The sequence below is a fragment of the Streptomyces sp. JLBJ103 genome, assembly GCF_058215575.1.
This window is the reverse complement of sequence record NZ_CM177089.1, coordinates 1,926,417-1,943,638: the sequence shown is the minus strand read 5'-3', so window position 1 is coordinate 1,943,638 and position 17,222 is coordinate 1,926,417. Positions and strand designations below refer to the sequence as shown.

At 71.6% G+C, this 17,222-nt stretch carries 14 protein-coding genes; 9 read left to right on the top strand and 5 right to left on the bottom strand.

Annotation, left to right across the window (positions count from 1 at the left end; genetic code table 11):
• Positions 1-106: 106 nt before the first annotated feature.
• Positions 107-937, top strand: a complete 831-nt coding sequence (locus AC4BEG_RS08340) for a S1 family peptidase (RefSeq protein ID WP_490705260.1) — start codon at positions 107-109, stop codon at positions 935-937.
• A 132-nt stretch (positions 938-1,069) separates the two neighbouring features.
• On the opposite strand, the gene AC4BEG_RS08335 is transcribed toward AC4BEG_RS08340, so the two are convergent.
• A complete protein-coding gene (locus AC4BEG_RS08335; RefSeq protein ID WP_123103422.1) occupies positions 1,070-1,300 on the bottom strand; it encodes a DUF7455 domain-containing protein in 231 nt (76 codons plus the stop codon).
• Positions 1,301-1,742: 442 nt separating this feature from the next.
• On the opposite strand from AC4BEG_RS08335, the gene AC4BEG_RS08330 reads away from it, so the two are divergent.
• The 6 genes from AC4BEG_RS08330 to AC4BEG_RS08305 all read left to right on the top strand — a co-directional run bounded on the left by AC4BEG_RS08330 (position 1,743) and on the right by AC4BEG_RS08305 (position 8,748).
• Positions 1,743-3,866, top strand: coding sequence for a DNA gyrase/topoisomerase IV subunit B (locus tag AC4BEG_RS08330; protein ID WP_490705259.1), 2,124 nt, complete (start codon positions 1,743-1,745; stop codon positions 3,864-3,866).
• 157 nt (positions 3,867-4,023) lie between these two features.
• Complete coding sequence (locus AC4BEG_RS08325) at positions 4,024-4,548, top strand: DUF1453 domain-containing protein (protein ID WP_490705258.1); 525 nt, start codon at positions 4,024-4,026, stop codon at positions 4,546-4,548.
• A complete protein-coding gene (locus AC4BEG_RS08320) occupies positions 4,545-5,711 on the top strand; it encodes a sensor histidine kinase (RefSeq protein ID WP_490705257.1) in 1,167 nt (388 codons plus the stop codon). Before AC4BEG_RS08325 ends, AC4BEG_RS08320 begins: the two co-directional genes overlap by 4 nt.
• A gap of 210 nt (positions 5,712-5,921) precedes the next feature.
• Complete coding sequence (locus AC4BEG_RS08315) at positions 5,922-6,587, top strand: response regulator (RefSeq protein ID WP_490707025.1); 666 nt, start codon at positions 5,922-5,924, stop codon at positions 6,585-6,587.
• Positions 6,588-6,691: 104 nt separating this feature from the next.
• Complete coding sequence (locus tag AC4BEG_RS08310; protein ID WP_490705256.1) at positions 6,692-7,144, top strand: DUF485 domain-containing protein; 453 nt, start codon at positions 6,692-6,694, stop codon at positions 7,142-7,144.
• Positions 7,141-8,748, top strand: coding sequence for a solute symporter family protein (locus AC4BEG_RS08305; protein ID WP_490705255.1), 1,608 nt, complete (start codon positions 7,141-7,143; stop codon positions 8,746-8,748). The genes AC4BEG_RS08310 and AC4BEG_RS08305 overlap by 4 nt, the downstream gene beginning before the upstream one ends.
• A 29-nt stretch (positions 8,749-8,777) precedes the next feature.
• Here AC4BEG_RS08305 and AC4BEG_RS08300 read toward each other — a convergent pair whose 3' ends face one another.
• From AC4BEG_RS08300 to AC4BEG_RS08290, 3 genes are all read right to left on the bottom strand, one after another.
• Positions 8,778-9,479, bottom strand: a complete 702-nt coding sequence (locus AC4BEG_RS08300) for a response regulator (RefSeq protein ID WP_490705254.1) — start codon at positions 9,477-9,479, stop codon at positions 8,778-8,780.
• On the bottom strand, positions 9,476-11,152 hold the full coding sequence (locus tag AC4BEG_RS08295; protein ID WP_490705253.1) for an ATP-binding protein: 1,677 nt from the start codon (positions 11,150-11,152) through the stop codon (positions 9,476-9,478). Before AC4BEG_RS08295 ends, AC4BEG_RS08300 begins: the two co-directional genes overlap by 4 nt.
• A 174-nt stretch (positions 11,153-11,326) precedes the next feature.
• Positions 11,327-12,337: a ferredoxin family protein gene (locus AC4BEG_RS08290; protein ID WP_490705252.1), complete on the bottom strand. Its 1,011-nt coding sequence runs from the start codon at positions 12,335-12,337 to the stop codon at positions 11,327-11,329.
• A 274-nt stretch (positions 12,338-12,611) separates the two neighbouring features.
• Here AC4BEG_RS08290 and AC4BEG_RS08285 point away from each other — a divergent pair, with 274 nt between their 5' ends.
• Positions 12,612-12,938, top strand: a complete 327-nt coding sequence (locus AC4BEG_RS08285; protein ID WP_490705251.1) for a tetratricopeptide repeat protein — start codon at positions 12,612-12,614, stop codon at positions 12,936-12,938.
• A gap of 184 nt (positions 12,939-13,122) precedes the next feature.
• Here AC4BEG_RS08285 and AC4BEG_RS08280 read toward each other — a convergent pair whose 3' ends face one another.
• Entirely contained in the window at positions 13,123-15,576 is a 2,454-nt protein-coding gene (locus AC4BEG_RS08280) for a DNA gyrase/topoisomerase IV subunit A (protein ID WP_490705250.1), read from the bottom strand.
• A 270-nt stretch (positions 15,577-15,846) separates the two neighbouring features.
• Between AC4BEG_RS08280 and AC4BEG_RS08275 the strand changes: the two genes are divergently transcribed.
• Entirely contained in the window at positions 15,847-17,211 is a 1,365-nt protein-coding gene (locus AC4BEG_RS08275) for a M16 family metallopeptidase (RefSeq protein WP_490705249.1), read from the top strand.
• Positions 17,212-17,222 lie beyond the last annotated feature (11 nt).

Here is a 17,222-nt window from a genome sequence, read left to right as displayed (position 1 = left end):
GTCGGCCGGATCGCCTCGACCCCCGCATGGACCATCACCGGATGCGCTCCCGACCACCCCGGGTGACGCTGAGTGTGTGCCACGCTCCGTACGGTCAGGAGGCTGCATGCGTAGGTCGCTCCGCTCACTCCTCGGCGTTCTCGCGGTCCCGCTGGCCGCTGCCCTCGCCCTGGTGCTGGTCGCACCGGCTCCGGCGACGGCGGACCGCGGGGTGGTGGGCGGCCAGCCGGTCCGTACCGTCGAGGCACCGTGGGTGGTGGCCCTGTCCAGTCGTGCGGTGTTCGGTGCCGCCCGCTCGGGCCAGTTCTGCGGGGGCGCGGTGGTGGGTCCCACGACGGTCCTCACGGCGGCTCACTGCATGAGCCGGGCGGTGCTCGGGCGGAGCTGGTGGGAGGTGCCGGATCTGCGCGTGATCGTCGGGCGCAACGATCTGCGGGGGACCGCCGGTGTGGAGTACCCGGCCGCACGAGTGTGGGTGAATCCCGCGTACGAGGGCGATGAGCGGGCCGGTGATCTCGCGGTGATCACTCTGAGCCGCCCGCTGCCGCCCGCGTATGTCGTTCCCATGGCCCGGCAGGGCGACCCGGCCTACCGGCCCGGCACGCATGCGGCGGTGTACGGGTGGGGTGATACGAAGGGCGACGGCAGCTATGCGTCGACGCTGCACATGGCCACCGTCCGGGTGCTGGACGACGCGACCTGTGAGACCGCCTATCCGGGCAGCACGGAGGGTGACTACCAGGCGGACTCCATGGTCTGCGCGGGGCTGCCGAAGGGCGGGCACGACGCCTGCCAGGGGGACAGTGGAGGGCCGCTGGTGGCCGGGGGGCGGCTGGTGGGACTGGTGTCCTGGGGGAGCGGCTGTGCGGTGGCGGGGCAGCCCGGGGTCTACACGAGGATCTCGGCGGTGGCGCCGCTGGTGGCCGCCCATGGCTGAGCCGTTGATCGGGCCGCCCAGGGTGGGCGAGTTCGTGACACGAGCGAGGGCGGCCACCCCCTCTGCGGGGGCGAACCGCCCAAGATCCGGCCCTGGGCCGGCGTCGCTCGTCGTCGTGGTGGGGCGGAGGCGTCAGCGTTCGTCGTCGGACGCGGACGCCGGAGCGGCGGTCAGCCGCTCGGTCTCGTCCTGTATCTCAGCGGCGATCTTCTTGAGTTCCGGCTCGAACTTGCGCCCGTGGTGGGCACAGAAGAGCAGTTCACCACCACTCATCAGTACGACGCGCAGGTAAGCCTGGGCGCCGCACCGGTCGCAGCGGTCAGCGGCCGTCAGCGGGCTCGCGGGGGTCAGAACAGTAGTCACGTCGCCTCTTCTCTAGCTCGACGAGCTGTCGTACCAGGGTCAACATCCAACCAGCCCGAAATCGTTCCCGCTCGTGGCTTTTTCCCAAAAATTGCTTCTGAGTAGGCCGGATGGTGACGGTTGGCGGCGAATGAGCCGTATTGCGATGGTTTACAGATTCACGTCGTTTGGTCGGGTGTGTCCAGCCCGGCTGGGTTGCCGGTTGTTCATGAGGACGTGCCCGGAGCCTAAATGGTTCATGCCTGAAAGGGAACGTGATGTGTGTGTCACTCCAACGGGCGATCGAACGTACGAGCGAAACACGCGTTGCCTGGACTAGCATGGACGTTTCACGGGTGGCGACACAAAGGCTCTATCAGGCCTCGGTACGCTCTGACGGGCGACCCAGCCACCACTGTGCCCTCAGCCGGGCCAACCAGAAATTCAGCGAGGAGCGAACCGCGTGACCGCCGACACGTCCGTGCCGTCCACTGCGCTGCTGACCGGAGCAGACCGGGGCGGCTCCAACTACACCGCGCGGCACCTCCTCGTCCTCGAGGGCCTCGAGGCCGTGCGCAAGCGCCCCGGTATGTACATCGGGTCCACCGACAGCCGGGGCCTGATGCACTGCCTCTGGGAGATCATTGACAACTCGGTGGACGAGGCCCTCGGCGGTTACTGCGACCGCATCGAGGTGATCCTCCACGACGACGGCTCCGTGGAGGTCCGGGACAACGGCCGCGGCATCCCGGTCGACATCGAGCCGAAGACCGGGCTGTCCGGCGTCGAGGTCGTGATGACCAAGCTGCACGCGGGCGGCAAGTTCGGGGGCGGCGCCTACGCGGCCTCCGGCGGTCTGCACGGCGTCGGTGCCTCCGTGGTCAACGCGCTCTCCGGCCGTCTCGACGTCGAGGTGGACCTCAACGCCAAGACCCACTCGATCAGCTTCCGGCGCGGTGTCCCCGGGATCTTCACCGAATCCGGCCCCGACGCCCCCTTCGACCCCTCCAGTGGCCTCCTCAAGGGCAAGCGGGTCCCCAAGACGCGCACCGGCACCCGCATCCGTTACTGGGCGGACCGGCAGATCTTCCTCAAGGACGCCAAGCTCTCCCTGGACCACCTGCACGCCCGCGCCCGCCAGACCGCCTTCCTGGTGCCCGGCCTCACCCTGATCGTCCGGGACGAGCGCGGCCTCGAGGGGGAGACCGGGCCGGTCGAGGAGACCTTCCGCTACGACGGTGGCATTAGCGAGTTCTGTGAGTACCTCGCCCAGGACAAGGCCGTCTGTGATGTGCTGCGCCTCTCGGGCCAGGGGACCTTCAAGGAGACCGTGCCGGTCCTGGACGAGCGCGGCCATATGACGCCCACCGAGGTCACCCGTGAGCTCGGCGTCGATATCGCGCTGCGCTGGGGCACCGGCTACGACTCCACCGTCAAGTCCTTCGTCAACATCATCGCCACCCCCAAGGGCGGCACGCATGTCTCCGGCTTCGAGCGCTCGGTCACCAAGACCGTCAACGAGGCGCTGCGGGTCACCAAGACGCTGCGCGTCGCCGAGGACGACGTCGTCAAGGACGACGCCATGGAGGGCTTGACGGCGGTGGTGACCGTCCGGCTCGCCGAGCCGCAGTTCGAGGGGCAGACCAAGGAGGTGCTGGGCACCTCGGCCGCCTCCCGGATCGTGGCCAATGTCGTCTCCAAGGAGCTCAAGGCGTTCCTGACCTCCTCCAAGCGGGACGCCAAGGCCCAGGCCCGAGCCATCCTGGAGAAGGTCGCCGCCGCCGCCCGCACCCGGATCGCGGCCCGCCAGCACAAGGAGGCACAGCGCCGCAAGACCGCGCTGGAGTCCTCCTCGCTGCCCGCGAAGCTGGCCGACTGCCGCAGCGACGACGTGGACCGCAGCGAACTGTTCATCGTCGAGGGTGACTCGGCGCTGGGCACGGCCAAGCTCGCGCGGAACTCGGAGTTCCAGGCGCTGCTGCCGATCCGCGGCAAGATCCTCAACGTTCAGAAGGCGTCGATCTCCGACATGCTGAAGAACGCCGAGTGCGGTGCCATCATCCAGGTCATAGGGGCCGGTTCGGGCCGTACCTTCGACATCGACCAGGCCCGCTACGGCAAGGTGATCTTCCTCGCGGACGCCGATGTCGACGGCGCCCACATCCGCATCCTGCTGCTCACCCTCTTCCAGCGCTATATGCGGCCGATGGTCGAACAGGGCCGGGTCTTCTCGGCCGTTCCGCCGCTGCACCGGGTCGAGCTGGTCAACCCCAAGCGGGGCCAGTCGAAGTACATCTACACCTACTCCGACAACGAGCTCCGGGAGACCCTGCTGGACCTCCAGCGCCGCGGTGTCCGCTACAAGGACGGCATCCAGCGCTACAAGGGTCTCGGTGAGATGGACGCCGACCAGCTCGCGGAGACCACGATGGATCCGCGCCACCGCACCCTGCGGCGCATCAACATCAGTGACCTGGAGGCGGCGGAGCAGGTATTCGACCTGCTCATGGGCAACGAGGTCGCACCGCGCAAGGAGTTCATCACCAACTCCGCGGCCACCCTGGACCGTTCGCGGATCGACGCCTGATCCGGTGTGAGGCCTCTCCACCCACGGGTGGAGAGGCCTCACACATCGGTGGCCTCGTGGATCCACCCGGGACCCACCCCGGCTCCGATCCGCGCTGGGCCGCTCATCCGTAGCGTCCCGGGGAGTAGTCGTGTCCGCTCCCCGGAGGCTCTGTGTGATGTCGGGAATCCCCCATGCCGTGGTGATCGCCGCGGTGGTCGTCGTCGTGGTCATCCGTCAGTTCCGACCGCAGAAGGTGGTCGAGGACGCCCGGCGATGGTGGGCGCTGCCGGTGGTCCTCGGCTGGCTGGCGGTCCGTGAGCCGGGGCTGATCGACCATCGCCACCAGACGGCCGCCGTGGCTCTGCTGGCGGGGGATCTGCTCGCCGGCGCGCTCACCGGCGCCGCCTGGGCCTGGACCAGCCGGGTGTGGACGGACGGCTCCGGCGCGGTCTGGGCACAGGGCGGGAAGGCCACGGCGGTGGTGTGGGCCGGTGGCCTGGTGCTGCGGCTGTCCCTGGCCGCAGCGGGCGCGCTCGCGGGTGTGCGCCAGGAGAGCGGTTCGGTCATGCTGACCCTGGCCGTGTCGCTGCTGATGAGCAGCGCCGTGGTGGTGCTCCGGGCGCACGGGCCGGAGTTGATGACGCATGGCGTGGGGAAGCTGCTGACGCGTGGCGCGGGGAAGGGCACACTCGGCCGATGAGCGCATGGACACGGTGGCCGTCACGGCAGGCGTTGTCGGGCCAGGGCCTGCCCCGGATGCGGCGGGTGCTCGACATCTGCGGATGGGTGACCGCCGTGTGCTGGCTGGTGCGGGGGCTCTTCCACGACGAGGCCCTCCCGGGGTGGGAACGGGCGGTGCTGATCGGCGCCCTGGCCGGATGCACGGCCGCGATGTTCGCGTTCCGCCGGATCACCGTGGCCCACCGGCTGCTGCCCGCACTGGCGTTGCTGGCTTTGCTGATCGGCGCGGGGTTCGGAATGCGGACGGCCGGGGCCGACCACCCGGCGGAGGTGGTGTGGGGCGCCTCGGTGATCCTCGCGATGGAGCGGCTGCCGCTGCTCGCGGGGGTGGGGTGCGCGGTCACCGCGACGGGATGCTCCATCGCCACCAGCGCCCACCCATCGCTGAGCGGTGTCATCACCAGCGCGGGTCTGCTGCTGATCGGCTATACCCTCCGCCTCGACGCCGAGGCCCGGGGCAGCGGTTACCGGCTGCTCGCCCAGGAACGAGCCGCCCGGCGGGCCGAGGCCGAGTCGGCGGCGCTGGCCGAACGGACCCGGATCGCTCGGGAGATCCACGACGTGCTGGCGCACAGCCTGTCCGCCCAACTGGTCCACCTGGAGGCGGCGCGGCTGCTGATCGAGCGTGGGGAGGACTCCGGGAAGGTCCTGGAACGCGTGGTGGCCGCACGGGGGATGGCCCGCGAGGGCCTCACCGAGACCCGGCAGGCGCTGTCGGCGCTGCGCGGCGAGATGGTGCCGGTCGAGGACTTCCTGCGGGAGTCCGCGGCGGCGGAGGGGGCGGGGTTCGCGACCGAGGGGGAGCGGAGGAGGCTGAGCGCCGAGGCGGGGCTCGCGGTGCGCCGGGTCGCGCAGGAGGCGCTGACGAACGTCCGCAAGCACGCGCCGGGCGCGCGGGTGCGGCTGCGGCTGGTCTACGCGGAGCGCGAGGTGTCGCTCGAGGTAAGCGACGACGGTGCGCGCCGGGCACCGTCGGCCGCCGGTCTGTCCGCGACCGGCTCCGGGTACGGTCTGCTGGGGATGCGTGAACGCGCCGAACTCCTCGGCGGCACCCTGGAGGCGGGGCCGGAGGGGGAGGGGTTCACGGTGAGGCTGAGGGTGCCGCTGGGAGCGACGACATGAGGCCGTCGGGGGCGCGTGGAGTGCGGGAGGTTTGGTGCCGCGTGGGCACAGAAGCCGACAGGCGCGGGCGGGCGTGGCTCCGGGACCCGCGGCCGCGGCAAGGAACGGGATGGTGGGGGCGTGACGGAGGACGGTAAGGGCGGAGCACCACCGGTGACCGCACGCGTGGTGGTGGCTGACGACCAGACCGTGGTGCGCGAGGGGATCGTGATGCTGCTCGGGCTCCTCCCCGGCATCGAGGTCGTCGGAGCGGCCGGTGACGGCGAGGAGGCGCTGCGGCTCGTCGCCGAACTCGCCCCGGACGTCGTCCTGATGGATCTGCGGATGCCGCGCTGCGACGGTGTCGAGGCCACCCGCCGGGTGCGTGCCGCCCACCCGGACACCCAGGTCGTCGTACTGACCACCTACGCCGACGACGACTCGCTCTTCCCCGCGCTGCGCGCCGGTGCCCGCGGCTATCTCACCAAGGACGCCGACGCGGACGAGATCCTGCGGGCCGTCCAGGACGTGATGTCCGGGGACGCCGGGCTGTCCCCGAAGGTGCAGCGGCTGCTGCTGGAGCGGCTCACCGAACGGGACGGGCTCGCCCTCGCAGCGCCCCGGCCGCCCGGCGCCGTACCGCCTCCCGGCGGCCCCGGCGCACTGCCCGACGGGCTCACCCCCCGGGAGGCGGAGGTCCTGGCGCTGGTCGCGGAGGGGTTCTCCAACGCGGAGATCGCGCGCGGTCTGCATGTCGCCCCCGCGACCGTGAAGACCCACATCAACAACCTCTTCTCCAAGACCGGAGTGCGCGATCGGGCCCAGGCCGTCCGCTACGCCTACCGCCACGGCATCGCCCGGCCACCCGGGGACACTTCCGAGGCGTTCGTCACCTGAGTCACCTGATGGGGTGAACGTCCGGTATTGAAGGGTCCGGGATCTTCCGGATCTGTCCATCCTTGGGCACGCGGCCAATACGGCAGTGAGCAAGGAGTGTTCGGGTGGACATGCACAACGCGCGCGATACGGGGCCGGCCCGGCTGGACGATCCCTGGTACGACGCGCTCGCGTCCGGCTGGGGAGAGCCGGACGACACCGACAGCAGAGCCGGGCGGGTGAGCCCGCCCGCCGCGGAGGAGGTCTACACGGAGGTGCACGGCAGCGCCGCGTTCCAGGAAGTGCGCAGGCGCTACCGCCGGTTCGTCTTTCCGGCGGCCGCCGCGTTCCTCATCTGGTACCTGGTCTATGTCGTCGCGGCGACCACGGCTCCCGAACTGATGGCCCGCCCCGTGATCGGTGTCCTCAATGTCGCGATGGTCGCCGGACTCGCCCAGTTCGCCACCACCTTCCTCCTCACCTGGGCGTATGCCCGTCATGCCCGGCTGCGCAGGGACCGCGTCGCACTCGAACTGCGCTGGGTGACCCAGGAGATGATGCGGGGGCACGGGCGGTGACCGGCAATCAACAGGGCCTTGCGCTGCTGCTCTTCGGCGTCTTCGTGGCCGCCACGCTCGGGATCACCACCTGGGCGGGGCGCCGGCGTCATGGCTCACCCGAGGAGTTCTACGCGGGCGGACGGCTGTTCTCGCCCATGGAGAATGGTTTCGCGATCGCCGGTGACTACATGTCGGCCGCTTCCTTCCTCGGTATTTCGGGACTGATCGCGCTCTTCGGTTACGACGGGGTGCTCTACTGTGTCGGCTTCTTCGTCGCCTGGCTGGTGGTGCTCCTCCTGGTGGCCGAACTGGTCCGCAACTGCGGCCGGTTCACCCTGGCCGACGTACTGGCCGCCCGGATGCGCGAGCGCCCGGTCCGGATCGCCGCGGGCGTCTCGTCGGTCACCGTCTGTGTGCTCTATCTCGTCGCCCAGATGGTGGGCGCGGGCAGTCTGGTCGCCCTGCTGCTCGGTGAGACCGGCGCCCACGCCCGCACCTGGACCGTCATCGGCGTCGGCACCCTGATGGTGGTCTTCGTGACGCTCGGCGGGATGCGCGCCACGACCTGGATCCAGATCGTCAAGGCCGTGCTGCTGATGGGTGGGGCGGTCGCGCTGACGGCCCTGGTGCTCGTCCGCTTCCACGGCGACATCGACGCGCTGCTGAGCTCGGCGGCGCGCCACAGCGGGCACGGCTCCGACTTCCTCGCCCCCGGCCTCAAGTACGGCGGCGACTGGACCGCGCGGCTGGACTTCGTGAGCCTGGGGCTGGCCCTGGTGCTGGGCACCGCCGGGCTGCCGCACATCCTCTCGCGCTTCTACACGGTGCCCACCGCACGGGCCGCACGCCGCTCGGTCATCTGGTCCATCGGCCTGATCGGCGGCTTCTACCTGATGACGATCGTGCTCGGCTTCGGCGCGGCCGCGGTGCTGGGCACCGATGCCGTACGGTCCTCCAACGCGGCCGGGAACACGGCCGTTCCGCTGCTCGCCCTGGACCTCGGCGGTGGCGCGGGGTCGACTGGGGGGACGGTGCTGTTCGCGGTCGTCGCCGCCGTCGCCTTCGCCACCATCCTGGCCGTCGTCGCGGGCATCACCCTCGCCTCCTCGGCGTCCGTCGCCCATGACCTCTACGCCTCGCTGAGCCGCCGGACCGACCGCACCCCGCGCAGCGAGGTCGCGGTCGCGCGGCTCGCGGCGGTGGGGATCGGGGCGGCGGCGATCGGTCTCGGGCTGCTCGCCCAGGACCTCAATGTGGCCTTCCTGGTGGGGCTCGCCTTTGCCGCCGCGGCGTCCGCAAACCTTCCGGTGCTGCTGTATTCGCTGTTCTGGCGGCGGTTCACCACCCAGGGCGCGGTGTGGTCGGTCTACGGCGGGCTGATTCCGGCGGTGGTGCTGGTGGTGCTGTCCCCAGTGGTCTCCGGCAGTCCGGGTGCGATCTTCCCCGGGCTGGACTTCCATGTCTTCCCGCTGGAGAACCCGGGCCTGGTCTCCGTGCCGCTCGGCTTCCTCGCGGGCTGGATCGGCACGGTCACCTCACCCGCGGCCGTGGACACCGCCGGGCACGCGGCCAAGCACGCGGAGACGGAGGTCCGGGCGCTCACCGGGGCCGGGGCCGCCTGACCCCGTGGTCCACGGTCCGGGAAGCCCGCTCAGACCCAGACATAGCGGTGTTCGGGGCGGCCGGTCTCCCCGTACTTGAGGCTGAGCCGCACCCGGCCGGTACGCTCCAGCAGCTTCAGATAGCGCTGTGCGGTCTGCCGGCTCAGCGATGACCGCTCGGCGACCTCCTGGGCCGACAGCGGCCCTTCGGCGCCGCGCAGCACCTCACGGACGAGATCGGCGGTGAGCGCGGAGTGGCCCTTGGGCAGCTCCGAGGGTCCGGCCGAGGCGCCGCCCAGCGCGCCGAAGATCCGGTCCACCTGGTCCTGACCGGCCTCGCCACCGCCCTCCAGCGCACGGCGCAGCGCCGCATAGCCCGCCAACTTGGCGCGCAGACCGGCGAAGGTGAAGGGTTTGACCAGGTACTGGAGGGCGCCGTGGCGCATGGCCGCCTGGACGGTCGCGATGTCGCGGGCGGCGGTCACCATGATGATGTCCGTGTGGTGGCCGAGCCGGCGCAGCCGCCCCACCAGCGCGAGCCCCGTCTCGTCCGGCAGATAGTGGTCCAGCAGGACGAGATCGGCGTGGCCACGCTCCAGGAAGGCCAGCGCCTCGGCGGCCGAATGCGCCTGCCCCGCCACGTGGAAGCCCGCCACCTTGCCGACGTAGGCCGCGTTCACCCGGGCCACGCGCACATCGTCGTCCACCACCAGCACCTCGATGGGCGCGGGTGGACCGGGTCTGTCGGTCATCGTGGCTCTCCTGTCGCGGTCAGCGGTGCCCCACCCGGTTCCTCGGCCAGCGCCTCGGGGAGGACCACGGTGAATTCCGCGCCCCCGCCCTCGCGGTCGGACACCTGTGCGCTGCCACCCTGACGTTCGGCGAGCCGTCGCACCAGGGCGAGACCGATACCGCGCTTCCCGTGCGCGGGTGGCTCCTTGGTCGACCAGCCCTCGGTGAAGACCAGGTCGCGGCGGTCGGGCGGAACACCGGGACCGGTGTCGGCGACGCGCACGCGCACCGTACGCGTACGGTCGTCCGCGCGCAGCGCCACCTCGACCCGCGGTTCGCGCGATCCGACGGCCGCGTCCAAGGCGTTGTCGATGAGGTTGCCGACGATCGTCACCAGGCCCGGCGGATCCACCAGACGGTCCGGCAGCAGGGTGTCGTCGGCGAGGGCCAGCGAGACACCGCGCTCGGTGGCGACGGTGGCCTTGCCCACCAGGAGCGCGGCGAGCAGCGGGTCATGGACGCGCTCGGTGACCTGCTCGGCGGTGGCGCGGTGCACCCCGACCGCCTCGGTGATGAACTCCGTCGCCTCCTCATGCAGCCCCAGCTCCAGCAGGCCCAGGAGGGTGTGCATTCGGTTGGCGTGCTCGTGGTCCTGGGCGCGCAGGGCGTCGATCAGCCCACGGGTGCCGTCCAGTTCGCGGCCCAGCCGCTCCAGCTCGGTGCGGTCGCGGAGGGTGGCCACGGCGCCGCCGTCGTCCGTCGGCATCCGGTTGGCGACCAGCACCCGTCCGCCGGAGACGGTCAGCAGATCGGCGCCGGTGACCCGCCCGGTGAGCACATCGGCCGTACGGCCCGGTGGCAGCACCGCCTCCAGCGGCTGTCCGGTGTCCTCGGTGCGCAGCTCCAGCAGCCGCTGGGCCTCGTCGTTCAGCAGCCGGATGCGGCCGTGCGCGTCGAGGGCGACCACCCCTTCGCGGATGCCGTGCAGCATCGCCTCGCGCTCGGCGAGCAGCGCCGAGATATCAGAGAAGGCCAGGTCATGGGTGCGGCGCTGAAGTCTGCGGGCGACCAGATACGCGGCGAGCGCGCCGACGGCGAGTGCCCCGCCCGCGTAGGCGAGCATCCCGGGCACGGCGCCGACCAGCCGTCCGCGCACCGTCTCGTACGCGATGCCCACCGAGACGGCGCCGACGATGCGGCCGTGTGCGTCGCGCAGTGGCACCTTGCCGCGTGCGGACCGGCCGAGCGTGCCCTGATCGATCTGCATGACCTCGCGGCCCGCGAGGGCCTCACTGGGGTCGGTGGAGACATGTCTGCCGATCTCCTGCGGGGAGGTGTGCGACCAGCGGACGCCGTTCCGGTCCATGATCACGACGTACTCGGCGCCGGTCGCCCGGCGGATCCGCTCCGCCTCGGTCTGCACGGGGCCGCCGGGGGAGGGGCGGGTGTGCTGGAGCGCTTCGGCCAGCCGGGGCTGGGCGGCGGTGGTCTGCGCGATGGCGAGGGCGCGGCGCATGGCCTGGTCGTCCAGCTGCGAGCCGAGGGGGGCGAGGAAGAGGCCGGTCGCGAGCACGGTGACGCCCGTGGCGATGGCCAGCTGCATCAGCAGAACCTGGGAGAAGACGCGTCGGGGCCAGCCGATGCGCCACCTGGTGGCCGCGAGCCGCGGCCGCGGCGGTATCGCGGCGCTCATGGCAACGAAGGGTAACCAAGGGCGTGGGGACCGGGTCTCCGGCTCCCCGGGTCTGCGGGGCGCTGCGTCTGCGGGGCGCGGGGCACGGGCCCCCGTGGCTCGGCGCGTGGGGCGCCGGAGCTCAGTGCGCCCGGTGCGAGGGGCCACAGGGCTCAGGCCCGGACATGACCAGGCTCAGTGGCGGGCCGCGGCCACCGCGCGGGCGTCGTGGGGCGCCGTGCGCGTCGCGCGGATGCCGACGACCTCCATCCGGGCCGGGGAGCCCAGCGCGGAACCGCAGCTCTCCGGGCGGGGCGGGGCGGACACGACCTGGGCGACGCTCACCCGCCACTCCCGGCCGTCGCGGTGCGCGACGGTCACGGACCAGGTGGGTGCCGTGCCGTCGGTCCGCGCCACGGTGAGCGCCTCGGCGCCGTCCTCGCCGGTGATGGCGCGGACCGCCAGCTCCGCCGCCTGGCCCGGGCGCTCCCACGCGGAGCGGCCTCGGCAGCCCTCGATGACAACGCGCCCGCCGCGCAGCGCCTCCAGGACCTCGTGCACACCCTGCGCCGAGGCGCGTCCGTAGGTGTACCCGTGCGGCAGGACGACGAGCGTCGGCGAGAAGCGGTGGCCTCCGATGTGGGTGACTTCCCAGGTGCCGTCGACCCCGGACGCGGCGAGCTCGGCGGCGAGCGGACGGCCGAGGAGGGCACAGCAGCGATCCCGCTTGCCGTTGGTGCAGACGAGCACCAGCGGATCGCCGGTGTACTCCTCCCACTGCCCGGGGACGCCCTGGGCGGCCTGTCGCCCGGAGGGTTCGCCGTCCGCCGGGCCCAGCGTCAGCCCGGCCGGATCACCGGCGCCCAGCGCCGCGAAGTCGAGGCCGCGCAGCCGTCCGGGGTCGGTGAGCGCGGTGGTGCGGATCCAGGAGCGGCCGGGCCGGGTGTGGGCGACGAACACGCGGTGCCGCGCACCGGTGTGCAGATCGGCATGACGGCCGGGGCGGCGGATGAGCGCGACCCGTACGCCGGTGTCCTTGGCGGCGCGCTCCAGCGCGCGGCCCACGGCCGGGTCGAGATGACTCGCCGTGAGGGCCTCGGTGCCCCACGGACCGGGTTGTTCGACCAGCAGCCAGGTGGGGGCGGTGGCCGCCGTTCCGGCGAGCGGCTCGGACAGGTCGCGGGAAGCGGTCGCGCACGTGCTCACGAAGGTAAGCCTAACCTCTCTCGATCGGCGTGGCGCGCCGGAGTGCGGCAGGGGAAGTCACATGAGTTACATCACGCCTCCTGAGCGCCATGACCGGAAGGTCACGGTCCGTATTCAGCGCCGTACACGCGGTTCCGCGATGCGGAAACACACGGGAGAATGGCGGACACGGGGGCGGGGAGGCAGGGCTTGGATGAGTGGTTTATGGGCGCGGTGGCGGGGGCGCAGGGGAAGACGCGGAGGACGGCGAAGGCTGGATCCCGCCCTGAAGTCGATGGTGCGGGCGGCCTACCGCGACGGGCGGCCCCTCCCCGAGCCGCTCGCCCGCAAGGCGGCGCACGCCGGTGACCGCCAGGGCATGACGGTCTACGGCATCGGGCTGGGCAACCGGGGTGCGTACGCCGAGGCGGTGCACTGGCTGGGAAAGGCAGTTGACGCGGGGGACACCTCGGCGATGGTGGTCCTCGGCACGCTGCATATGGATCTGGGCAATCTGGGCGAGGCGGAGCGGCACTTGCGCAGGGCCGCCGACCGCGGACACTCCGGTGCCCGCGTCGCCCTCCACCAGCTGCGCGCCCGCCGCAACGGCAGCGGCCACTGAGCCCTGCCGGAGGCCCCCGGGGGAGTCGTACACGGCCGCGGCCGGACGGGGACGCCTTGGTCCACCTCGTACGCGCCCAGGTCCCCCTACGCGCCCTGGCCGATCCCGCTACGCGCGCGGGGGCGCGGCACCCCGTGGTGCCGCGCCCCCGTCCCGTTCAGCGCCGTGTGGCCCGCCGCCCGGCTCACACCGGTCCGGCCACCACCGCCACCGGCTTCGCCAGGGGTGTCCCCGAGCCGTCCCGGCGCGGGTCGGGGTCGGGCAGCGGTGCCGCCGTGCCGGTGGCCGTCGCGGCGTGGGCGGGGGTCGGCCCCGCCCAGGCCAGGACGAGACAGTCCTCGCCCTTCAGGAACCGCTGGCAGCGCACACCGCCGGTGGCCCTGCCCTTGCGCGGGTACTGGTCGAACGGGGTCAGCTTGGCCGACTGCTGCACCGAGTCGTCGAGCGTGCCGTGCGCGCCCGCCACCGTGAACACCACCGCGTCGGCCGCCGGATCCACGGCGGTGAACGAGATCACCTTCGCGCCGGAGCTCAGCTTGATGCCCGCCATGCCGCCCGCGGGACGACCCTGTGGCCGTACCTGACTCGCCGGATAGCGCAGCAACTGGGCGTCGTCGGTGATGAAGACCAGGTCCTCCTCACCGGTGCGCAACTCCACCGCACCCACGATCCGGTCGCCGTCCCGGAGCCCGATGACCTCCAGTTCCTCCTTGTTGGCCGGATAGTCGGGGACCACGCGCTTGACGACGCCCTGCTCCGTGCCGATCGCGAGCCCCGGTGAGGACTCGTCGAGGGTGGTGAGACCGATCAGCTCCTCGCCCTCGTCCAGCGTCAGGAACTCCGCGATCGGCGCCCCGCCCGCCAGGTTGGGGGGTCCGGCCTTCTCCGGGAGAATCGGCAGGTCGATCACCGACAGCCGCAGCAGCCGCCCGGTGGAGGTCACCGCGCCCACATCGGCGCGGGCCGTGGCCGGGACGGCGGAGACGATCACATCGTGCTTGGCGCGCTTGGCCTGTCCTTCGACCGGGAACGGCTCCCCGTTCGCGGTGCGGGCCAGCAGTCCGGTGGAGGACAGCAGCACCCGGCACGGGTCGTCCGCGACCTCCAGCGGCACCGCGGTGACCGGCGCGCTCGCCGACTCCTGGAGCACCGTCCGCCGGGGGGTGCCGAACTTCTTGGCCACCTGGGCCAGTTCGGAGGAGACCAGCTTGCGCAGCTCCGCGTCGGAATCCAGGATCCGGGTCAGCTCCTCGATCTCCGCCTTGAGCTTGTCGCGCTCCGACTCCAGCTCAATACGGTCGAACTTGGTCAGCCGACGAAGCGGGGTGTCCAGGATGTACTGCGTCTGGACCTCGGAGAGTTCAAACCGCGACATGAGGGCTTCCTTGGCCTGCGCCGCGTTGTCGCTGGAGCGGATCAGCCGGATGACCTCGTCGATGTCGAGCAGGGCGACCAGGAGACCCTCGACCAGGTGCAGCCGGTCGCGTCGCTTGGTGCGCCGGAACTCGCTGCGCCGCCGCACCACCTCGAAGCGGTGGTCGAGATAGACCTCCAGCAGCTCCTTCAGCCCCAGGGTGAGCGGCTGGCCGTCCACCAGTGCCACGTTGTTGATGCCGAAGGACTCCTCCATCGGCGTGAGCTTGTAAAGCTGCTCCAGCACGGCCTCGGGGTTGAAGCCGTTCTTCACCTCGATCACCAGACGCAGGCCGTGCTCACGGTCGGTGAGGTCCTTGACGTCCGCGATGCCTTGGAGCTTCTTCGAGCCGACCAGGTCCTTGATCTTCGAGATGACCTTCTCGGGGCCCACGGTGAAGGGCAGTTCGGTGACGACCAGGCCCTTGCGGCGGGCCGTCACGTCCTCCACCGCCACCGTGGCGCGGATCTTGAAGGTGCCGCGGCCGTTCTCATAGGCGTCCCGGACGCCGCCGAGCCCCACGATCCGGCCACCGGTCGGCAGGTCGGGGCCGGGCACGAACCGCATCAGTGTTTCCAGATCGGCAGCCGGGTGCTTGATCAGATGACGGGCGGCGGCGATCACCTCGCCCAGATTGTGCGGGGGCATATTGGTCGCCATCCCGACCGCGATTCCGGACGTGCCGTTGACCAGCAGGTTCGGATAGGCGGCGGGCAGGGTGACCGGCTCCTGCTCACTGCCGTCGTAGTTCGGCGAGAAGTCGACCGTGTCCTCGTCGATGGACTCGGTCATCAGCGAGGTGGCCGAGGCCATCCGGCACTCGGTGTAGCGCATCGCCGCGGGCGGGTCGTCATTGCCCAGCGAGCCGAAGTTCCCGTGTCCGTCGACCATCGGCAGCCGCATCGAGAACGGCTGTGCCATGCGGACGAGCGCGTCGTAGATCGAGGCGTCGCCGTGCGGGTGGAGCTTTCCCATCACCTCGCCGACGACGCGGGCGCACTTCACGAAGCCGCGCTCCGGGCGCAGCCCCATCTCGTTCATCTGGTAGAGGATGCGGCGGTGCACGGGCTTGAGCCCGTCGCGGGCGTCGGGCAGCGCACGCGAATAGATGACCGAGTAGGCGTACTCGAGGAAGGAGCCCTGCATCTCGTCGACGACGTCGATGTCGAGGATGCGCTCCTCGAAGTCGTCCGGCGGCGGGGTCTTCGTGCTGCGGCGGGCCATCGCGCGTGCGGCTCCTTCAACTGCCGGGGCGGGATCTGACGGCGTCCATTGTGGCCCGGCCCGCCGACAACTGTGGAACGGGCCATGGACGAGCGTGCCCGCGCCCCCTCCTGTGACCGCCTTCCGGGGGTGCCCCGGACCCCCGAGGCACCCCTCGCGGGGGCGGAACGGGACCGGAACTTCGCCAGATGTCCGTGCGCTTGCATACAGTGACAGGAGCGCTCATCACGCGGCTCGCACCGCCTCCATCACGCGATCGAAGGGACGTACATGCCCATGGGTCACACGGCCACGCAACAGGCCGAATCCGGCGGCCTGAAAGCCACCGAGCATCGGCTGGCCAACGGACTGCGGGTGGTGCTCTCCGAGGACCACCTGACCCCGGTCGCCGCGATCTGTCTCTGGTACGACGTCGGCTCGCGCCACGAAGTCAAGGGGCGCACGGGCCTGGCTCACCTCTTCGAGCACCTGATGTTCCAGGGCTCGGCCCAGGTGACCGGAAACGGCCACTTCGAGCTGGTGCAGGGCGCCGGCGGGTCGCTCAACGGCACGACCAGCTTCGAGCGCACCAACTACTTCGAGACCATGCCCACCCACCAGGTCGAGCTGGCGCTGTGGCTGGAGGCGGACCGGATGGGGTCCCTCCTGACCGCGCTGGACGAGGAGAGCCTGGAGAACCAGCGGGACGTCGTCAAGAACGAGCGCCGCCAGCGCTACGACAACGTGCCGTATGGCACCGCCTTCGAGAAGCTGGTCGCCATGGCCTACCCCGAGGGCCACCCCTACCACCACACCCCCATCGGCTCGATGGCCGACCTGGACGCGGCCTCCCTGGAGGACGCGCGCGCGTTCTTCCGCACCTACTACGCGCCGAACAACGCGGTGCTGTCGGTCGTCGGTGACATCGACCCCGAGCAGACCCTCGCCTGGATCGAGAAGTACTTCGGCTCCATCCCCTCCCACGACGGCAAGCTGCCGCCCCGCGACGGCACCCTCCCGGAGGTGATCGGCGAGCAGCTGCGCGAGGTTGTGGAGGAGGAGGTCCCCGCCCGCGCCTTGATGGCCGCCTACCGGCTGCCGCACGACGGCACCCGCGAGGCCGACGCCGCCGATCTGGCGCTGACCGTCCTCGGCGGCGGCGAGTCCTCCCGGCTCCACAACCGCCTGGTGCGCCGCGACCGCACCGCCGTCGCGGCCGGATTCGGCCTGCTGCGGCTCTCGGGCGCGCCGTCGCTCGGCTGGCTGGACGTGAAGACCTCCGGCGGTGTCGAAGTGCCCGCCATCGAGGCGGCGGTCGACGAGGAGCTGGCCCGCTTCGCCGAAGAGGGGCCGACCCCCCAGGAGATGGAGCGCGCCCAGGCGCAGATCGAGCGTGAGTGGCTGGACCGGCTGGCCACCGTGGGCGGCCGGGCCGACGAGCTGTGCCGCTTCGCCGTGCTGTTCGGCGATCCGCAGCTGGCGCTGACCGCCGTGGAGCGGGTGCTCGACATCACCCCCGAGGAGGTGCGGGCCGTGGCCGCCGCGCGGCTGCGGCCGGACAACCGCGCCGTGCTGGTCTACGAGCCCGTCCAGGGCGCCGAGTCCGCAGATGACGCCGCCGACGACACCGACGCAGAAGGGGAGGCGGCCCAGTGAGCGACGCCGTC